The organism is Enterococcus sp. DIV1421a (genome assembly GCF_051711025.1).
GTDB classification, from domain to species: Bacteria; Bacillota; Bacilli; order Lactobacillales; family Enterococcaceae; genus Enterococcus_B; species Enterococcus_B hirae.
In genome coordinates, this window is sequence record NZ_JBIOLU010000001.1 from 2,628,074 (window position 1) to 2,647,500 (window position 19,427).

13 protein-coding genes (1 of these 13 cut by a window edge) are annotated in these 19,427 nt (G+C 40.1%); 3 read left to right on the forward strand and 10 right to left on the reverse strand.

Features of this window, described 5'->3' with window-relative positions; genetic code table 11:
• Window positions 1-167: 167 nt before the first annotated feature.
• A complete protein-coding gene (locus IGK21_RS11855) occupies window positions 168-1,124 on the forward strand; it encodes a TIGR01212 family radical SAM protein (RefSeq protein ID WP_010736968.1) in 957 nt (318 codons plus the stop codon).
• Window positions 1,124-1,693 carry a class I SAM-dependent methyltransferase gene (locus IGK21_RS11860; RefSeq protein ID WP_034700506.1) on the forward strand — a complete coding sequence of 190 codons (570 nt, stop codon included), beginning with the start codon at window positions 1,124-1,126 and terminating at the stop codon, window positions 1,691-1,693. Before IGK21_RS11855 ends, IGK21_RS11860 begins: the two co-directional genes overlap by 1 nt.
• Window positions 1,694-1,873: 180 nt before the next feature.
• Here IGK21_RS11860 and IGK21_RS11865 read toward each other — a convergent pair whose 3' ends face one another.
• From IGK21_RS11865 to IGK21_RS11890, 6 genes are all read right to left on the reverse strand, one after another.
• The gene (locus IGK21_RS11865; RefSeq protein WP_034700508.1) at window positions 1,874-2,701 is read right to left on the reverse strand and encodes a class C sortase; all 828 of its coding nucleotides are present in this window, start codon (window positions 2,699-2,701) and stop codon (window positions 1,874-1,876) included.
• A 26-nt stretch (window positions 2,702-2,727) separates the two neighbouring features.
• Window positions 2,728-4,242, reverse strand: a complete 1,515-nt coding sequence (locus IGK21_RS11870) for a SpaH/EbpB family LPXTG-anchored major pilin (RefSeq protein ID WP_034700510.1) — start codon at window positions 4,240-4,242, stop codon at window positions 2,728-2,730.
• Window positions 4,235-5,527 carry a pilin N-terminal domain-containing protein gene (locus IGK21_RS11875; RefSeq protein ID WP_034700511.1) on the reverse strand — a complete coding sequence of 431 codons (1,293 nt, stop codon included), beginning with the start codon at window positions 5,525-5,527 and terminating at the stop codon, window positions 4,235-4,237. Before IGK21_RS11875 ends, IGK21_RS11870 begins: the two co-directional genes overlap by 8 nt.
• Before the next feature lie 51 nt (window positions 5,528-5,578).
• Window positions 5,579-10,399 carry a prealbumin-like fold domain-containing protein gene (locus tag IGK21_RS11880; protein WP_181915158.1) on the reverse strand — a complete coding sequence of 1,607 codons (4,821 nt, stop codon included), beginning with the start codon at window positions 10,397-10,399 and terminating at the stop codon, window positions 5,579-5,581.
• Window positions 10,400-10,629: 230 nt separating this feature from the next.
• Complete coding sequence (locus IGK21_RS11885; protein WP_034700515.1) at window positions 10,630-12,399, reverse strand: ABC transporter ATP-binding protein; 1,770 nt, start codon at window positions 12,397-12,399, stop codon at window positions 10,630-10,632.
• Window positions 12,400-12,401: 2 nt separating this feature from the next.
• Entirely contained in the window at window positions 12,402-14,114 is a 1,713-nt protein-coding gene (locus IGK21_RS11890) for an ABC transporter ATP-binding protein (RefSeq protein ID WP_034700517.1), read from the reverse strand.
• Window positions 14,115-14,231: 117 nt separating this feature from the next.
• On the opposite strand from IGK21_RS11890, the gene IGK21_RS11895 reads away from it, so the two are divergent.
• A complete protein-coding gene (locus IGK21_RS11895; RefSeq protein ID WP_034700518.1) occupies window positions 14,232-14,888 on the forward strand; it encodes a TetR family transcriptional regulator in 657 nt (218 codons plus the stop codon).
• A 153-nt stretch (window positions 14,889-15,041) separates the two neighbouring features.
• Here IGK21_RS11895 and IGK21_RS11900 read toward each other — a convergent pair whose 3' ends face one another.
• The 4 genes from IGK21_RS11900 to metK all read right to left on the reverse strand — a co-directional run.
• Window positions 15,042-15,587, reverse strand: a complete 546-nt coding sequence (locus IGK21_RS11900) for an acyl-CoA thioesterase (RefSeq protein WP_034700520.1) — start codon at window positions 15,585-15,587, stop codon at window positions 15,042-15,044.
• A gap of 131 nt (window positions 15,588-15,718) precedes the next feature.
• Window positions 15,719-16,507, reverse strand: a complete 789-nt coding sequence (locus IGK21_RS11905) for an alpha/beta hydrolase (protein WP_010736957.1) — start codon at window positions 16,505-16,507, stop codon at window positions 15,719-15,721.
• A 157-nt stretch (window positions 16,508-16,664) separates the two neighbouring features.
• A complete protein-coding gene (locus IGK21_RS11910; protein WP_034700521.1) occupies window positions 16,665-18,137 on the reverse strand; it encodes an MDR family MFS transporter in 1,473 nt (490 codons plus the stop codon).
• A 168-nt stretch (window positions 18,138-18,305) separates the two neighbouring features.
• A protein-coding gene (gene metK / locus IGK21_RS11915; RefSeq protein ID WP_034700522.1) for a methionine adenosyltransferase crosses the window boundary here: on the reverse strand, window positions 18,306-19,427 show its 3' portion. Its footprint extends 72 nt past the window's final position; 1,122 of the gene's 1,194 nt are visible here — the last part of the coding sequence; its start codon lies beyond the right edge, outside the window; it ends in the stop codon at window positions 18,306-18,308.

The window sequence follows — 19,427 nt, forward strand, 5'->3', positions numbered from 1 at the left end:
TTTTTTCTTTGATGATTAGTTAATCTGTCTCTTTACTTGATTCTAAGAACGATTCTCGTTATAAAGTGCTTAGATTTTGCGTCATTCATCAGGTATAATGATCTGAATCGTTCAATACGAGTAGAAGAAAGTGATGAATTTAGCACCATTAAGAAAGAAGGATAACAATGGAATTTACATATTCAGATGGAAATAAACGCTACCACTCATGGAATTATGCGTTAAGAAATGAATTTGGCGGGAAAATTTTCAAAGTGCCAATCGATGGAGGATTTGACTGCCCCAATCGTGATGGTACAGTAGCTCACGGGGGCTGTACTTTTTGTAGTGTTTCTGGATCAGGTGATATGATCGTCGCTCCCGAAGACCCATTACCTATTCAGTTCCATAAAGAAATCGATATGATGCATCAAAAATGGCCAGGGGTAACCCAATATATCGTTTATTTCCAAAATTTCACGAATACTCATGCACCTGTAGAAATCATTCGCGAGCGTTTTGAACAAGTGATCAACCTTCCTGGTGTTGTCGGGTTGTCGATTGGTACTCGCCCAGACTGCTTACCAGATGCGGTCGTGGATTATCTCGCAGAACTAAATGAACGGCTTTATCTGTGGGTCGAATTAGGATTACAAACGACTTTTGAAGAAACCTCTACACTGATCAATCGCGCACATGACTACCAAACTTACCTTGATGGTGTGAATAAATTACGAAAACATGGCATTCGTGTCTGCACTCACTTAATCAACGGTTTACCTGGTGAAACATTAGAAATGATGCGTGAAAATGTCCGACGTACGATCCTTGATTCAGATATCCAAGGAATCAAGCTTCACTTAATGCACTTGATGCGCAAAACAAGGATGCTTCGTGATTATCATGAAGGTCGTTTACAACTGATGACCCGTCCTGATTATGTCAATGTGATTTGTGATCAATTGGAAATGATCCCTCAAGAAATCATTATCCATCGGCTTACCGGTGATGCCCCTTGGGATTCGTTGATCGGACCAATGTGGAGTTTGAAAAAGTGGGAAGTCTTGAATGCGATAGATGAAGAATTGGTTCGTCGCAATAGTTATCAAGGGAAATTTGATGTTCGTAAAGGAGTGCGTTGCTAATGCTACAAACTGCTTTACACTTTAGCCATACGTTATTAACAGAAATCCTGCAACCAGGTGACCATGCTATTGATGCCACCATGGGTAATGGCTACGATACGCTTTTTATGGCTGAATTGGTCGGGAAGACCGGACATGTTTACAGTTTTGATATCCAACCTGCTGCCTTGCAATCCACGAAAGAAAAACTCGCTGAACAAGCATTGACCGATCGAGTCTCTCTTTATTTACAAGGTCATGAGACACTGGGGAATGTCGTGGCTCCAGAGCAACCAATCAAAGCAGGGATTTTCAATCTAGGTTATCTTCCTAAGAGTGACAAAGCAATCATTACTTTACCTGAAACAACGAAAATCGCAATGGAAGAGATACTGAAACGTTTAGCCCCTCGAGGACGCATGATTATCGTCGTCTACTATGGTCATGAAGGTGGGAAATCAGAACTGGATATGGTACAACAGTTTTGTCAAATGCTCTCTCAAGATCAGTATAATGTTTTAAACTATCAATTTATTAATCAAAAAAACAATCCACCGATTTTGTATTGTGTGGAGAAGAAAAAATGTTGAAATAATTGGCTTTGTTCAATTACTCCGTTCGCTTCTTTATGGCTTATCAATGTTTTTTGGACAGTTTTGTTAATTGACGAATATAAAAAAGCCCATAACTAGAAAGTTTTCACTAAGCTTTCTATGGTTATGGGCTTTTTCTCATTATTGGTTCTCTCAAGTAATCCAACATGTCTTTTTCTATTCTATTGGCTTTTCACGTATGACTCGCAGAATGAACAGGGATAGACTTCCTACAAAGAGCAATAAAATGAGTAAGATCATGAGATTGAGCCACCATTGTCTTTGTTCTGCATTCGCTTCTTTTTGGGCTAGTTCTTCTGTATAAGGCACTCGATGTCCTCTGACTAATAATCGATGGGAATTGATCATATACGGTGTACAGGTGACTAAAGTCACGAGATCTTCCTCTGGATAAATTTTTAGAGAGCTAACGTCATCAGGGGTCACAATAGTGATGTCATTCACTTCATAGGCCAACTTTTCTTCTGCATAGGTGATAATGAAAATATCCTCCAACTCCAGTTGATCGAGATCCGTAAAAAGTTTTCTTTCAGGAATCCCACTATGGGCAGAGATCACACTATGGTTATTTTTACCACCAGTAGGGTAGGACGTCCCTTCCAAAACACCAGCACCATATTGGAGGATCGTTGGGCTTGCATGGTCAAACAGCGGAACACTGACCCTAATCTTAGGAATTTGAATCGAACCAATCAAGTGATTTGCTAAATAATTAGCGAGGTCCGCTTCTTTCCGTCCAGTGTAGGTTGGGAGCGTGATCGCCCCCATGCCTCTTTCTGCTAGTTCTTGATTATACTTTTTGGCTCTTTCTCGTGTCTGTTGCTGTTCTGCTTTCGTTTTTTGAGACTCATTGATACGATAATGATCAACGAGTTGGTTGAAGGCATTGACATAAAAAGGATAACTCGCAATCAATCCACCTGTTAAAAAAAGGAGATACATCACGATCCGAAGCCACTTTTTTGGTCGCTGTTTTTGGGACATTGGATATTCCCTCCTTCAAAACCTGTTTACATTGGCTTTTTTTTCGTTTGTCGGTACACCACATAAGCTGCTAAGAGAATCAGTCCCCCGATCAGCAGGAAAATATAGATACCCATACCACCGGTTTCCGGTAAAAGCCCTTGAGGTTGGTTTTCAATCGTGACTAAAGGTGTCTCTGAAGCAGTTGAATCAATTTCAAAAGTGGTATAAGGATCTAAAATGACGTAACCACTTGGAGCCGTCACCTCTTCCAACGTGTAGGTTCCCGCTTTAAAGCCCCGAATATCAAAATAGCCATCTGGTCCTGAGGTTATTTCTGTCCCGACATCATCCCAACCAATCAAGACATTCTCTTCATTCAGACGTGCGTACAATACTTGACCATCAGAATCTTTAAAAATCCGAAAGACCGCCCCACTTAATGGATTACCATCATGACTATTGATCTTTCTAAATTGATGCTCATTCGTCTTGACTTTTGGTCCATCTAAGATCGTAGGATCCGAGCCAAAATCGATTGTGGCAGTATTATCAGATAGTTGAGTGATTGCATCACCCGTGAGCGACATGTCATAAGAAATCGTGAGCGTTTTTCCTTGTAATAATTCAACCACTTCCTCATTGTCAATGTGGAAAGTAATCGTAAACCCACCATTCGGAGTAGCTGTATCAATCGTAAAATAACTACTAGGTACCGCTATACCATCAATCAATACTTCGATTGAATCAGGGGTCGTTAGTCGCAACCCATTAGTTGGTGTATCTGTGATTTCGAAAAGTGCTTTGTTACCTAAGTCACGGGGAACAGCAACCGTCAACAGATAATTTAAGATGTCATCTGTTCCAACATCATAGTAGGTTACTTGATTCCCATCTTGAGTGATTGTTACTTCATTAAACCGACCGCTATCTACTAAAGTTTTCGAATGTTCTTTCAAAATATTTTTAGGATAGAGGTGGATCTCTGTTAGTTCTCCATCACCAGCATAGACTGGCAAAGCCAAAAGTAGTGGGTATGCCATTTCATATATATTCGCTGGTGATTCTTCTTCGACAAAGAGATAAACAGCATCTCTACCTTGGGCATCTTTTCGAGGTAATTGGTCAAAGACCGCAATCCCCTGTCTGTTTGGATCGGTCTCGCCACTTGCTGTTGCTGTCACTTGAGTCTGCAAAGGGCCACTGGCATAATCAGGGGCTCTTTTATATAAAGCCGCATCAGACTGGATTCTTTCCAAGGCTTCTCGTGCTGTTTTCCCATCCTCTCTGATAGAACGAAAATATTGTTCTGTGACATCATAGACAGAAAATGTCACGCCGTCTAACGGATCGCCGCCAAAGTTTTCCATTAGTTCACCAGTATTTTGTTGATACGCTTCTTTCGGGATTTCATCCTGCCAAACACGTTTATGAAGCGTGACATTCACATGCTCTGGGGCTGCTGCTACTGGAAGACTCATTCCTAAAATACTGAATGCCGAAAACAACAACGTAGCAAGCATCACGAATATCCTGAATTTATTCTTTTTACTTTCAGTCATCTTCTTCCCTCCTAGTTTTGTTCATGTACTTCCTTAACAAGTAAGCCAGTAATAACAACGCAATGCCTAAAATAGCTAGCGCTTGTCTCATTTCTGCAGTACGTGGTAACAGACGATTGAATAGCTGTTCCTTCCCTGTCGCTGTTCCTCCTTGTTCTCCCCCAGCATCCGTTGGCAGATCATCGTCCTTTTGAGACTCTCCTGCTCGTGAAATGTTATAGATTCTAGGTCCTTTCTCTACCGATTCGTCCTGTTCATCAGAAAAAGGTTCCGACATTTTTTGTTCATTAAGTGTCATGAATAAAAACTCACCTGATTCATTTTTCCAAGTATTTGGGATAAATAATGGAATCTGCCGATTTTCTTCACTGATCTCATACCCCGGAAGAGTTTGCAATTCTTCAAAATAGTATTCACCACCGATCAAAAAATGGTCTGCTATCTTGACACGCCCTGCAGCATCAGAGATGAAGGTTGCGATTGCTTCATCATTTAAGGGATCATCACTTTGTTTCCATACATCCCCTAACGCCTCCTGATTTTGTGCTAAATAGATTTTTTCCCCAGCTTCGTTATAACGAAACAGGGAAAAAATCACACCTTCGAGAGGTTCGGTCTGCTCAGTGTCTTCTTCTTTGCCATATTTGTAAAAATACGGTTGTCGAAAATACCCAGCATTTTTAGGATAAAGATGAATCTGAGTCAGCTCTACTTCATTTAATGGGTCCATTAGAGGCAAGCCAATCATTATCGGTGCAGCATTTGTCACATTGAAATAACTAGTTTGCTGGGAATGATCCTCAACGATCAGATAAATTCCATAGTGACCGTTGTGCTTTCTGGGAACATCGATCACACCCACTCCTTCGCCAAATTCAGCATGAGTCTGCGTTAGGACAGGACTACCTGTCACTTCTTCTAATTGCTGCTCTGCAATAAATTGTTCGATCTGGATCGGGTTCATCTGTCCCAAGCGTTTAGCTAAAGCTTGCGCATCTTCTTGTGCTTGAAGATAGTAATCCGTCAAATGATAGACATGAAACGTGGCGCCATTATAAGGAACACTCAGACCAAGGCCATTTAAGTTAGCCAATTCATTTTCTGTCAATTGTCTGCCATTTGATGGAGAGGTCTGTGGATCTGTGATCGACTCATCTACAAGGACTCTCTTGTGTAAGATGAACGTCACAGTCTCAGGATCAGTAGCATAGCCTCTATATGGGAAGAATCCGGTTACTAACAGCAGACCTAGCAGCAGCCATTGAAACATTCTTTTTTTCTGCATATCCTCTACTCCTTTCTCATTTGCTGAAATGCCATCAGACCGTCCTAATTACTATTTGCTATTTCGCTTACTTCTCAAGCGATAGAACAACCAACCTAGTAATAAAACAATGGTAGTGAGGGCTGCAATTAGAAAGAAGCGAAGTCCAGGTCCACCCGTCATTGGCAATAAGCCAGACGTTTCCGTATTCATGATTGGTACGACTTCCATTTCGTCCAAGTTTTGGACAGCTTCATGTGGTTGTAGCAAAATGTAATCTGTATCAGCTAGCCTAAATCGTTCAGAAAGGTCACTACCTTCGTGATCCGTGATACTTATTTCTCTAATGTAATAATGATAAGCTTGACCATCTGGAGTAAATTTCTCCAAGCGGTTACTGATCCATTTCAACCCTTCACCTGTATCTCCTGGCGTTAAGAGAATCGTTTGGATTTTCTGCTTTTCCCCTTCTTCGACACTTCTAAATAACTCAAAGGTAATGTAGTTAATGCTCGAGTAATCTAAATCGCTGAATTCAAATTGTTTCTCAAATCCCACATAGACGCGTTCAGGGGTACTTTCAGGTGTCGTGCTATTTTTCAGGGTAATTTGCCAATTCTGATTAGCATCTTTCACGATCTTATTGAGATTATCAACCTGATCGCCCTCTTCCCCACTACTTAAATCAAAATATGGTTGCAGGTTTTTTCCTGTTTTGGTATTGATGATGCTGGTTTCTTTTACGATATATCGATAATCCTCACCTAAATCGGCTAACTCTTCGACCAGCACTTTAAACTCATTCTCCTGATTCAAAGTGAAAGTCATGGGTGTGAATGAAGCATCCAAGCGCCACTCATCGCTTTGTTCATGCCGTTGTTCCCTTAATAAATTGACCGTAATTTTATAATCTTCTTTGATCTCCTCTGGTACTGCCGCATTAGGCGTGGTAAAATCCCAATTTTTTTCGATCATGAAAGGCTTTGGTCGGTTTTCAACAGTCAACTTGAACTGTCCATTGTCTAATTGGATCGTTGCTCGTTCTTGTGTCACTGGAATCCCTTGTTCATCGGTGAAAAAAATTTCCTCTTCTCTACTAGTCGTTCCTGATGCCTGTACCTTGAAATAAATGGGCTCTGGTAGTACAGCAAACGGACCTGCTGGTGGAGTAATCTCTGTCAGACGATAGATTCCGTTCGTCAATCCATAAGCCTCTTCTTCATGAACACCACCGATCTGAGTAGGATTATCTACCGTAAATGTCCCTAATACTCTTTCAGGAAATTGTTCTTGGAAAAAATCTTTAGATTTTTTCTCTAAACGGAATTCTGAACCTGTAAGGTCATTTCCTTCGTGATCGGCTTTATAGAATTCCACGATTCGGTGGATTCCTGAAGCATAACCTTCGCCCGTCGTGATGTCCGTAATGGATTCTTCCGTCACTTTTTGTTTTCCATTCAAGAAAACACCTGCACGATTATTGACAGAATCAGCGGTTGTTTGGGCAGTATATTCTACGATCAATGTTTTATCTGTCACTTCTGACTGACCAGTATTATCACCTACAACTAATTGGAAATGAGCAGTTTTTTGCGATAAATTGATCAACCCGTCCGCAGCTAACTGGTCAAAGGCGGTTTCTGCCTTCACACCTGGCTCACTTAAAGCTCTTCCTGTTTGCTGACTGATCCAATGAGCTTCACTTGTATCATTTTCTGGATTTGCTTGCCATTCAAAGATTTGATAAGCACCTCGCCCATCTACGCCAATGTACTCTGGCAAATATGGGACTAAGAGTTGTTGTGGTGCCAACAGTAGAAAATCTTGTTCATCAATTAAACGGCGTATTTTTTCAAATTGCTGAGTCTGGGGATTGTATTTTCCTTCAAAAACGTTGATTCGATATTTTCCAGTATCGGGATCTAGCAGAAGCGTCGTTTCTTCTTCATGATCCATGAGATCAAAGAGATACAAATTCTGGTATTTGGCGCCACCTGGATTCACGATCACGCGGTAGGTGATATGTTCGCCGTCGTCTGCTACTTCACCCGTCTTGATCACTAAACTTTCTGTCGGTATCGTGACTTGCGTTTCTACTTCTGTCTTGCGCCCACCAGGACTTGTCAGTGTCGCTATATTTTTATAAGAACCTGCTAGTAATGGATTATCAGCTAGTTCTTGAGTGGCAACATAATCGGCAATGAAGAAGATAACGATTGGTCGATGACTCTCTTTTAAGAGAACGATCCGCATCAATTGTGTTTGCGGATCATATTCTAGGCGATAATCCGTACCTTCCACTAGTCGTTCATTCCCTGCATAATCTCCTGCCGCTATTTTCCAGCGGTGTTGATTCGTATCAGGATCAATCGGACCAGCTAGGTTGGCGGTCCCCTGAAAGACGTGAACAGAGTCTGGCTTAAACTCCCAACCAGCAAGGGTCGAAAAATCATCTTCAATGACGGTTCCTGCTGGTAATGGACCACTGGAAGGATTGAATTCTAGACGAAACAGTGTTTGGTAGCGATCAACGATTCCAGTGTAGACCGGTTGTCGACTCTCATTTGAAAAACTTTCATCTGTCCAATATTCAAACGTTCCGATATTTCCAGCATCAGCTTGTTCTGCATCTTCAGCGATTGCTTCTTCATACTTTTGCCCTGGCTGTAGGAATAACCCTTTTTTATGTCCATCGTTTATGAGGCTATAGTGCCAATTGCCAAATGTTCCATAACCAACTGAATCTTGAGAATACTGAACGTCTCCTTGCCGCCAAGTTGCTTTGGCGTAGTTGAAGAACGTAATATCTGGATGGATATACGTTCCACCTAACCAAGGATAGATCCCTTGGACTACTGGATCGCTCGAATAGTAATTACTTCTATTGAACTGAGAAGGGTCTTCATCCCAGATTTTTAAATAACCTCTACTAGATAACTGATGCTCTTTCGTTGAAAAATGAATCTTAATGGTTCGATCCGTTGTTTCATAATCTCCAATCAAGCGGATCGTAAACCCTGTTTGATAAGCACTATTCGCTTGATGTAAATAACTCCCATCCGGCAACATCAATCGTTCGCCTGGTTCAGAAAGATTATGCAAAACCAACTCAAAATCAACACCCTTTTCTAATGTGTTGCCTACGTCATCTGTGATGACTAATGTCGATTCTAGTAATGAGCGAGCATAATAGATCCATTTAAAAGGACGAACATTGTTCTCATAGTAGCCGTGATAGTTATTAGGATCGAACAATCGCACGAGATCCTCTTCAAAGATGATGGAAGAATCACGGATTTCTACTTGTTCAACTAATTTGTTTTCCTGATTGAACAAAATCTCCCAATGTTGGATCTGCTGAGTCTGGTCACCCCCAACTCCACGTTTTACGATCCCTGGCATGCTTGGGTTAGGAATGATTCCGCCAGCGCTACCTTCACCAAAACTTCCTTGGATCGCATGGTTGGAAAACTGGATCGTATCCGCTGAAACCTGTCCATCCGTCGTTTGTATCCTCGTTTGGTAGGTGATTCGGTAGGTGCCATTCGCATCCCCTGGTGGTGTGAGCGTCATCTCTGTGTTTTCTGCATTGAAACCGACTGTAAAGCCTTCCGCATTCGTTCCAGTGATCTGCAGTGAGTTTTGTTCAAAGGTATGGCTCGCAGCATTTGCTGGAATGACGGATAATCGATCGACGATAGGGTCTTTTTCACCATCGACGTAATAATACGTGTCGATTTGCCAAGTCACGAGTACATAGTCATACGCTTCGCGATTCCCCGTTGGTTGACCAGGCTCATCTGTCGCCTGATAAAAATCAATTTTGTCTGATCCATTTGGATTTTTAGCTATTCGTTTTGAAAAGTCTTGTTTTACGATATCAAATTCGACGTCATTCGTTTCTGTCCGACCCAACTCATCACTTTCGACAATGAGTTGATTATGAACAGTTGGTTGGCTCAGATCTTTGACTCTGGTACGGATGATTAATCGATAAGCGGTTCGTTTAGGTGCTTCATTATTTCTGATCGTCCAAGTTATTTGGTTGTCTTGTTGCGCTTGACTATAATCACTTGCTAATAAAGGATGGAACTGTTCATCTTCAACTTCTTTCTTTTGGATACTAACTGACACAAATTCCTGGTTATCACCAAAGAAATCTGTGATTTTCACATTTGTCAACGCCCGATGTTCTTCGTTGATCAACGCTTCCCATTCAACAATTCCAGTATCCCGATTAAAACTAATCCCCTGTTTTTCAACGATCTCTTCCCCTTTAACAATGATTGGCACTTCAACTACACCATATTCTCCCAAATCTACGATCAATTCTTCGGTAATATTATCAAAACTCGTATCAATAGAAAACGAACCCTGAATCTCACTAAAATTATAAATACGGGTATTAAATTGGATTGCTATACTACGATCCTCATTTACATAAAACGTGCCAAAAGAAAATCGTCCAGTTTCATCCATCAATTCGCCCGATAGACCACCTGCTGGAATCAATAATGTGTCAGGAATATTTTCAATGATCGTATAGCGTTCATTAGCCATTAGATCGCCACTAGGATAAATATCGTCATCGACCAACCACCAATTGATTTGAAGGCGGACATTCGTATCGCTTGGAACGCCTGTTTCGGGCAAATCACTCGTATACGTGCCGTCTTTTTCAGGATCGATCATCAATTGGACGCCGTTATCATTGTTCCCGTGAGTCTCACCTAACTGAAACCCTGTTGGTTGTCCAGTTACATGGAAATGACCATTTGAGGAAGCATGGACTAGCGGCCCCATCAAAAAGAGCGGGTTGGACAAAGGAACCAAAATCGTCAAGAGCATCATCAATTGTAAGCACACCTGCCTTATTTTTACCTTCATACCCATTACCTGCCTTTTTATAGTTTTTAAGGAGCGCCTTATTTAACATGAAATATAACAGGTTTCTTGAAACAGCTTACTTCAACTTTTTCAGACAAGTCTGAAAAATAACATTTCTTATCTCACAATAGCTAAAGTCAAAGAGATCTCTATATGCAAAAAAAGACTACTTAGAAAAGAGCCATTCCCTCTTCTAAGTAGTCTATTAGTTAGCTTATTTGTTCATCAAAAACAGATCATTCAAAGACAAACTGATTATGATAAAGTTCAGCATAGAAGCCATCTTCTGCCAACAACTGATGATGATTTCCTTCTTCGATTACTTTTCCATCACGTAAAACAACAATACGATCCGCATTTAAAATCGTTTTTAACCGGTGGGCAATCACAAAGCTGGTACGTCCTTTGATTGCTTCGTCCATGGCTTTTTGGATTTTAGCTTCTGTTACTGTGTCCACGTTACTTGTTGCTTCATCTAAAATCAACAATGAAGGATTCGTAATGATCGTTCTGGCAATACTGATCAATTGTTTCTGACCGGTACTGAACAAGTTGTTTTCTTCAGATACTTCTGTTTCATACCCTTTTTCTAGATTCATGATAAAGTCATGAATATTCGCCTGCTTAGCGGCATTGATCACTTCTTCATCTGTCGCATCAGGTTTCCCAAAGACAATATTGTCACGAATAGTACCCGAGAATAGGACGGATTCTTGTAAAACGATTCCTACATGTTTTCGTAAAGCATCTAAATCATACTCACGGATGTCTGTCCCATCAATCGTTACTGCACCACTATTCACATCATAAAAACGATTCAATAGATTCATGATCGTTGTTTTACCTGAGCCAGTCGGTCCAACTAACGCGACCATTTCACCTTTATTTACATCAATAGATACATCATTTAACACTAATTTATCAGGGTTATAACCAAAATCAACGTGTTCCAAAGATAAGCCTTTATCGATCCCATCAAAGGATTGACCATTCGCTGGTTTCACTTCATCTTTTTCAGCAAACATCTCATTCAGTCTACGTGCCCCTGTGATCGCTAATTGGATCATGCTATAACCAGATGAAATTTGCATCAATGGTTGATAATATTGTTGGGAATACTGAACGAACGTAACTACCAATCCTAAAGCAACCGAGCGTTCCAGATCCCCGTTCAGTGCTAACCATCCACCAAAGAAGATGACGATTGCGGTATTCACTAAAGACATCCCTTGCATCATTGGGAAAAGCAATCCTGAATAAGCTTGTCCTTTAAACGTTGCTTTACGAACAGTCTCATTGTGTTCTAAGAAACCATCAATTGTCTCTTCCTGTAATCCATTGGTGATGATGACACGTTGACCACTGATTTTTTCATCCATATAGCCGTTCAATTTCCCAACTTCGTCTTGTTGTAAATCAACGTATTTTCTTGCCTTTTGGATAATCAAAACAGCAATCAAAACTGCCACTGGTGTAGAAGCAATTGTTGCCCAAGCTAACTCAATATTTTGGCGGAACATCATAATCAATATCCCAAAAAGTAAAACGATATTGGTGATTACTTGGAGCAAAGCTTGGTTCAAACTATTTTGGATATTATCTAAATCACTCGTAAATCGACTAAGAATTTCCCCATCTTGATGAGAATCAAAGAAGCGGATCGTCAATTTTTCTAGTTTATTGAATAAACCAATACGCATCCGATTCGTCGATTTACCCACCACTTGCGTAAATAAGATACTGTAAATGAAATTTGCGGCACTCGCTAAAACATAAAACATTAATAGTTTCCAAATAATGGAAACGAAGCGACTCTTATCATCGACTCCTTGCATCAAAGCCCCAACATAGTTGGCTAGTTCTTGAAAGGCTTCTCCGATATATTGTGGTGCCTTCACTTGAAGATAAGTGGCAATGATAACTGTAACAAAAATAAAGAAAAAGGAGACCTTATACCGTTTTAAATAGTGATAGAAAAACTTACTGGCTTTTATTAAATCAGTCATGGCTACTCCTCCGTTCCTTTTTGTGTTTCGAAAATTTCTTGGTACACCCGATTGGTTGCTACTAGTTCTTCGTGTGTTCCTTCACCCACTAATCTGCCTTCATCTAACACAAGAATCCGGTCTGCTTTGACAACAGAAGCGATTTTTTGAGCGATTACAATCGTAGTAGTGCCTTTTAATTCTTTTGCTAATGCTTCACGAACCAACTTTTCAGAACGTGCATCTAATGCACTGGTACTATCATCTAAGATCAAAATCTTAGGATCACCAATGACACCTCGGGTAATAGACAACCGCTGTTTCTGTCCACCTGAAAAGTTACTACTACGTTCTTCCACAGGAGCCTCATAGCGATCTGCTAATTTTTCGATAAATTCTTGTGCTTGAGCAATCGCAGAAGCATGTTCCATATCTTTTTCAGAAGCATCTTTTTTCCCTTGACGCAAGTTTTGCGCAATCGTTCCAGAGAAAAGGATCGCTTTTTGTAAAACAAAGGATACAGTGTGACGTAAGCTTTTTTCATTGACTTGTCTTAAATCTACGCCCCCTACTTCCACTTTTCCTTCTGTTGGGTCAAACAATCGTGGAATCAACTGAGCGAGTGTCGATTTACCAGCTCCTGTTGCACCAACAATCCCCACCATTTCACCTGGTTGGATCGAAAAACTGATATCTTTCAATGTGTCTGCATCATCGCCAGGATAACGGAAAGAAACATGATCAAAAGTGACTGATCCAGTTAAATTCTGTTCTGGTACATCTTGGTATGTTAAATCTGGTTCTGTGTCTAAGATTTCTTTGATCCGTTTCAATGAAACTGCAGCTCTTGATGTCATCATCATCATCATTCCACCAATAATGATTGCCATCATGATCTGCATCAAATAGTTCATGAAAGAAGCCAAACCACCGATTAAGGTTGGATCATCTTTTGCTAAATCACTAACAAAAAAGATTGCGCCAACTACTGCTAAATTAGCAGCCAACATAAAGGATGGAATCATCACAGAAAACAAGGTTCCCACAATGATGTTGTGTTTCGTTAGATCTTCGCTGACTTTACTAAACTCTTTCAATTGATTGTCTTCTTGGACAAAAGATTTGACTACACGGATCCCCATAAGATTTTCTTTGGCAATACTATTGACTTTATCAATCAGTTTTTGGATGATCATAAAATGTTTACCCATTCTGGTAAATGATAAAGCTGTAATCAAGAAAACTGCTACGATCAATGCGACAATGATCCACCATAATTGCGGCATCGTCATCATTGCCAAAACAAAAGCCCCGATAAACAGAAATGGAATTCTAAAGAGCGATTGTAAAGAAATCATGACTAGGTTTTGAATTTGTGTAATATCATTTGTTAGTCGAACTACCAGATTTCCAGCAGAGAATTTTTCGATATTTCCAAATGAAAAAGTCTGGATTTTACGAAATGCTTCTTCCCGAATATCAGCACTAATCCCTTGTGCCACTTTCGCTGAAAAAATCGTATTTGAAACTCCAGCTGCTAGTCCTAACAAAGCTAAACTGATCAAGTATACACCGATCGTTTTCATCTTGTCGTTATCTTCTGTAATAATAGCTTCTAATACTTGTTGTAAAAGCTTCGGTTGCCATAATGCGGCACTTACCATAATCGCTACAGAAAACAATGAAATAAATACAGCAACTTTGTATTTTTTTGCATGTCTTAAAATTAAGCCCATTGGTTGTTACACCCCTTTTTATTAAAATTGACAGGTCTTATTTAACACTGTAAAATAAGGCCGACTAACAATTTACCATGTTTAAAAAAATATTGCAATACAAGAGGTTGATTAAATTTGGAACCAAAGCTTTCCCAAGAAATGATTATCAAATCTGCTTTTGCGATTCTGGCAGAAACGCAAGAACTATCAAAACTATCTATGCGAAACCTTGCTCAAAAAGTTCAAGTAAAAGCCCCTGCGCTTTACTGGTATTTCAAAAATAAGCAAGACTTGCTCCAAAAAATGGCTGAATTCATGGAAAATGAACTAATCATTCCCGAGCCTCGTTTACCTTGGCAGGAACGTCTTGTTCAATTCATGGAAAACTACTACGACCTTTACACCCACTTTCCTTGTGGTGCAGAGCTAGAAATCAATACCGTTCCTTCTTATGCGAGTCGTTTGGAACACTTAGAAATGATGATCCAGATTCTTATCCAAGCGGGCTTTTCGATTGACCGTAGTCGTCAAGCAGTGTTTGCTCTTCATAACTTGTTGATTGGTCAACTGATGGATCAACAGCATGAACAGAATCTTCGGCACAAAATCATGGCTGGTAATCACTTACTCAAAGATGCTATTCTTTCTATGAGAAGTTATGTCGAAGAAAATGCACTAGTTGGACTAAAGGCTAGTATCACCGCTCACCAGAACCAAGAAAATGAAAAACAACTCTTTCTTGATAGCGTGACGATCTATCTTCAAGGGTTGGCTGTACAAAAAGAATCGTAAACAAAAAAAGACATGAAGGCAAGTTCGCGAACTTGCCTTCATGATTTTTTGTTTACTGTTTGAGTTGACTACGTGAATAAAACTTCCTATTCCACAAGTAATAGTCAGTTTAGCTACTAGTTTAGCCATTTCACTTATCCTAGATGAAGCAGTCTAATCATCTATTCCTTCATTTTTTAACCAAGGAAGGTCTTTTGATAATTGAGCAGCAAAAGCTCGGTAGTCTTCTCGTTCTTGTAAGCGCTGTTTGCGACGTTTTTCGTATCCTGCGCACACTAGTTTTTCTTCTGCCGTGTCAGGTATGACTTTAGGTACTGTAAATTCCGTTTCTTCATTCATATGAGACGGAACAGCGACAAATGTTGTAAAACAAGTTGCGGCTAAGTAACGCTCCCCAGTTGTCAGATTTTCCCCAATAATTTTAACGAATACTTCCATCGATTTATGATGAGTACCACTTACATAAGATTCTACACACACAGAATGGTTTTCATGCAATGGTTTCAAAAAATTCAAGCTGTCTAAAGAAGCGGTAACTGCACCTCTACGACAATGTCTTGTCACAGAGATCGACGCAGCATCATCAATCATCGTCATCAATTTTCCACCAAATAAAAACCCAAAAGGATTAAGATCGAATGGAAAAATCCGATGTGTTTGAATGACTATCGATTCTTTACAATGCTTTATCTCTTCCAAAAAAACACCTCTTTCAAATTATTTCCTAATGATTCGTCCTATAAAAAAGCTAAGGCCAAGACAATGTCCGAGCCCTAGCAATCGTCCTGAAAAATAGTCTCAAAAGCTAAGAAAGATCAAGGGTTCTTCACCTATTTTTCTTCAAATAACCATTCCAAAGCACGTTGAATCCACTGATCCCAAAATACCCAGTTATGTTCGCCAGGACCATGTTCGAAGGTTACGCCAATCCCATTTGCTTTCAATGAATCAGTCATTTCTTGATTTGCTTGATAAAGAAAATCTGATTCCCCACATGCCAAGTAGATACGAGGTGCTGTTTTGTCACTCTTTACTAATTCTTCTAATAAATACTGAGGATCATTAACTGAACCTTTGATCTGATCTAACGGTCCAAATACGCCCTCCCAGAATTTTGCCTTTCGAATCATCAATAAATCATCCATCCGATTGCCTACTGAAATGGCTCCTGATAAAGAAATGATTGCAGCAAAATTTTCTGGTTTTGCTAGTCCAAGTTTCAAAGCACCATAGCCACCCATTGATAATCCAGCAGCATAAGTCTTTTCTCTTTTTGTCGTTAATTGTGGAAACAGTTCATGACAGATTTCGGGAAGCTCTTCTGAAATAAACGTCCAGTATTTCATATCATAGGCCGTGTCGGTATACCAACCTAGGTCAGTAGAAGGCATAATGACCGCTAATCCATGGTCTGCGACATATCTTTCAATTGACGTCCGACGCTCCCAGACACTATGATTTCCTCCCATTCCGTGCAGAAGGTATAAGACAGGAACATCTGTTGTCGCTTGTTGTGAACTCGTACCGATCACTTTATTTGTTGTTTGTGGAAGGATTACATTCAGGTTTACTTCCATCTCTAAAACATTCGAATAAATATTTGCTTGAATAAATGCCACGTTGAAACATCCTCTCTAAGGTGTGAAAAATAGTGTTTTTGACCTGACCAATAATGACAAATTTTGATAAAACAACTATTCTAACACCGGTTATCGTTGTGAAATAATTGGTCAAACGACCTCACAAAGTAACATTTAGTACTACTTTCTTGTACTACTACTCTCTTATTCTATCACTTTTTTCACGAACGACAAATGTCAATGCAAAAGCAATCACTACTAGTAACAGCCCCACAAAATAGACTTGATGCAATCCTTCATATAAAATCTTCCGTAAAGGCGTGATCAACTCTGACGCAATGTTTTTAGCTGTTTGTGGGTTGACTAGCTTATTCATGATATCTGCATCATTCGTCAAATTAGTCGCATTCAGCTCCCGTTGTGTTACTCCATTGATCAATAAGCCAAAGACTGCTACCATCACAGTTTGTCCAATCGTCCGCACCAATGTATTGAACGAGGTAGCTACCCCTAGTTGATCTCGAGACACACTATTTTGGGCACTAACAGTTGAGGTAGTCATCGTGATTCCTAGTCCTACACCAATGACCGTTGAAATAGCAAAGAACCATAAAAAATTACTTTCAAATGGCATTAACCAGAGCCAGGCACCGCCTAGAGAGGCAATCAATAGACCAATTCGCAATACCCAATTCGTTGCCATTTGAGTCATCCACTTACTTGCTAAGAAAGAACCAACCATCCAAACAAGTGAAAGCGGTGCTAAGACCAATCCCCCTACTGCAGCATTTAGCCCTAATACCCCTTGCATCCACATTGGGATATACACATCGATGCCCATTAAGAACCCACTGGCTAAAGCAGCTGCTAGATTCACGACCACAAATAGTGGATTAGCAAAAAGATGCAACATGATCACAGGGTCTTTTGCTCTTTTTTCGGCTGCAATAAATAAAAATAATAGAAGAAGACTTCCGATCAAAAGCCCGATCACTACTGGAGTAAATCCTTGATCCCCTAACAATTGAAATCCAAGAAGTAAAGCAACCAACATCGCCATCAAACTAAAGCTCCCGAATAGATCCATCGGTTTTGACTCATGTTCTCTCTGTGGTTCGTTCAAATAAAGCCAGATCAAAACCATCAATAAAAGCCCGATCGGTACATTAATAAAAAAGATCCAATGCCAACTGATCGTTTCTACAATAAAACCTCCAGCTAATGGTCCAAAAACACTAGCAATTCCCCAAGCCGAACTGTTCAAACCTAAAACTTTTGCTCTTTTTTCAATCGTATATAAATCGCCAATGATCGTTAACGCCACTGGCATCATTGCTCCAGCGCCCATTCCTTGAACAGCACGAGCAGCAATCAACCCCATCATGGTTTGAGAAAGTCCACAAAATAAAGAACCAATAATAAATAATAGCGTTCCAAAGATAAAAATAGGTTTTCTCCCCACTTTATCTGCAAGTTTGCCATAGATCGGTGTCAGCATCGCATTCGTTAGTAAATAAATCGAAAATACCCAATTCATGATCTCCATACCGTGAAGAGAGCCGACGATCGTAGGCATAGCAGTGGTCACGATCGTTCCTTCAATTGCTGTCATGAAAGTTGCAATAAACACACTGATCGTTACTAATTTGACGTTTGTTTCTCTTTTCATCTTATTCCTCCTTTTTTTGTTGTTACCAAATAAATTTTAGCCAAAAAAAATAGGCTTTATCATTTATCAAAAACACGAATCAAAAACGACCATGGATTTCTCTTCAGTCGTTAGGATAAAAAAAACTGGAATGATCCCATAAAGAGAACCATTCCAGCCATCAAAAAGCTATTTTGCTAAGCTTGCTTTAATTGCATCAACTTTATCTGTTTTTTCCCATGGCAATTCGATATCCGTACGACCGAAATGACCATAAGCTGCTGTTTGACGATAAATTGGACGACGTAAATCAAGCATTTCAATAATACCTGCAGGTCGTAGATCAAAGTTTTCTCTCACAGCGGCAATCAAGTCTTCTTCTGGAACAGTTGACGTACCAAAAGTATTGATTGAAATAGATACAGGTTGTGCAACACCGATCGCATAGGCTAACTGAACTTCAGCTTTTCTTGCCAAACCAGCTGCTACAATGTTTTTCGCAATGTAACGAGCGGCATAACTTGCTGAACGGTCAACCTTAGTAGCATCTTTCCCAGAAAATGCTCCACCACCATGACGAGCATAGCCGCCATATGTGTCAACGATGATTTTTCTTCCCGTCAACCCAGCATCTCCTTGAGGTCCCCCAATAACAAAGCGACCAGTAGGATTGATGTAGTATTTTGTGTCGTCATCAAGTAATTCAGCTGGAATAACTTCTTTTATTACTTTTTCAATGACGTCATGACGAATTGTTTCATTGTCCACTGCATCATCATGTTGTGTTGAAATAACGATGGTATCCACTCGTTCTGGCTGACCATTGTCATCATATTCAACTGTTACTTGTGATTTTGCATCTGGACGTAGATAAGTTAATTCATTGGATTTACGTAAATCAGCTAAACGACGAACTAGACGATGGCTTAATGCAATTGGTAAAGGCATTAATTCAGGTGTTTCATCGACTGCAAAACCAAACATCAATCCTTGGTCTCCAGCACCGATCTCATCCAATACATCTCTCTTCGCTTCGTCACGAATCTCAAGTGCTTCATCAACACCTTGAGCGATATCTGGTGATTGTTCATCAATTGCAGCTAATACAGCTACTGTATCTCCATCAAAGCCAAATTTTGCTCGTGTGTAGCCAATCTCTTTGATCGTTTGACGTACCACTTTTTGAATATCCACGTAGGCAGTGGTTGAGATTTCTCCAAATACCAATACAAGACCAGTGGTAACAGATGTTTCACAAGCCACGCGTGCATTTGGATCCTTTGCTAAAATTGCATCCAAGATCGCATCACT

Excerpts from the sequence above, each read along its gene's own strand:
- IGK21_RS11855 (WP_010736968.1), top strand. The coding sequence starts at position 168 with ATGGAATTTACATATTCAGATGGAAATAAACGCTACCACTCATGGAAT.
- IGK21_RS11860 (WP_034700506.1), top strand. The coding sequence starts at position 1,124 with ATGCTACAAACTGCTTTACACTTTAGCCATACGTTATTAACAGAAATC.
- IGK21_RS11865 (WP_034700508.1), bottom strand. The coding sequence starts at position 2,701 with ATGTCCCAAAAACAGCGACCAAAAAAGTGGCTTCGGATCGTGATGTAT.
- IGK21_RS11870 (WP_034700510.1), bottom strand. The coding sequence starts at position 4,242 with ATGACTGAAAGTAAAAAGAATAAATTCAGGATATTCGTGATGCTTGCT.
- IGK21_RS11875 (WP_034700511.1), bottom strand. The coding sequence starts at position 5,527 with ATGCAGAAAAAAAGAATGTTTCAATGGCTGCTGCTAGGTCTGCTGTTA.
- IGK21_RS11880 (WP_181915158.1), bottom strand. The coding sequence starts at position 10,399 with ATGGGTATGAAGGTAAAAATAAGGCAGGTGTGCTTACAATTGATGATG.
- IGK21_RS11885 (WP_034700515.1), bottom strand. The coding sequence starts at position 12,399 with ATGACTGATTTAATAAAAGCCAGTAAGTTTTTCTATCACTATTTAAAA.
- IGK21_RS11890 (WP_034700517.1), bottom strand. The coding sequence starts at position 14,114 with ATGGGCTTAATTTTAAGACATGCAAAAAAATACAAAGTTGCTGTATTT.
- IGK21_RS11910 (WP_034700521.1), bottom strand. The coding sequence starts at position 18,137 with ATGAAAAGAGAAACAAACGTCAAATTAGTAACGATCAGTGTGTTTATT.